The 848-nt window shown below is 63.9% G+C and carries 2 pseudogenes; both read right to left on the bottom strand.

What is annotated here, in order from left to right:
• Positions 1–545 (bottom strand): annotated as a pseudogene (locus ACFFNX_RS52005) (aldehyde dehydrogenase family protein); the annotation flags it as partial.
• Between the two features lie 4 nt (positions 546–549).
• A pseudogene (locus ACFFNX_RS52000) lies at positions 550–848 on the bottom strand (deoxyribose-phosphate aldolase); the annotation flags it as partial.

The following is an 848-nucleotide window of genomic DNA, read 5'->3' as shown; positions in this document are numbered from 1 at the left end:
TCTCCGCAGGCTTGAGCACCACCGTGTTCCCACACGCCAACGCCGGCGCGACCTTCCACGCCAACATCAACAACGGGAAATTCCACGGGATCACCTGCCCCGCCACCCCCAGCGGGCGCGGATCAGACACGGCGTACTCCAGCTTGTCCGCCCACCCCGCGTAGTAGAAGAAATGCGCCGCCACCAACGGCAGATCCACATCCCGCGACTCACGAATCGGCTTACCGTTATCAACCGACCAACACCGCCAACTCACGCGAACGCTCCTGGATGATCCGCGCGATCCGAAACAGATACTTGGCGCGCTCAGCCCCCGGCAACCGCGACCAGACCCCCTCATACGCCCGGCGAGCAGCGGCCACCGCCCGGTCGACATCAGCGGCGTCGGCCTCGGCGACCTCGGCGAGGACCTCTTCGGTCGCCGGATCGACCGTCTTGAACGAGGTGTCGGTCTCCACGAACTCGCCATCGATGAACAACCCGTAGGAGGCTCGGATGTCGACGATGTCGCGCGATTCAGGCGCGGGCGCGTACTCGAAAGTCATCGCTTCAATCCAGGGTGAAGTAGTCGGGACCGGAATAGGCACCGGTCGTGAGCTTACGACGCTGCATCAACAAATCATTCAAAAGCGAAGACGCACCAAGCCGAAACCAGCCAGGCGACAGCCAGTCCGGCCCAGCCGTCTCGTTCACCAGCACCAGATACTTGATCGCGTCCTTGGTGGTCCGGATACCACCCGCCGGTTTGACCCCCACCTGACGGCCCGTACGGGCCCGGAAATCCCGCACCGCCTCCAACATCACCAGCGTGACCGGCAACGTCGCAGCCGGACTCACCTTGCCCGTAG

The sequence above is a fragment of the Actinoallomurus acaciae genome (assembly GCF_042429965.1).
Lineage (GTDB): Bacteria > Actinomycetota > Actinomycetes > Streptosporangiales > Streptosporangiaceae > Actinoallomurus > Actinoallomurus acaciae.
The sequence above is the reverse complement of the archived record's forward strand: the minus strand, read 5'-3'. Positions and strand labels throughout refer to the sequence as shown.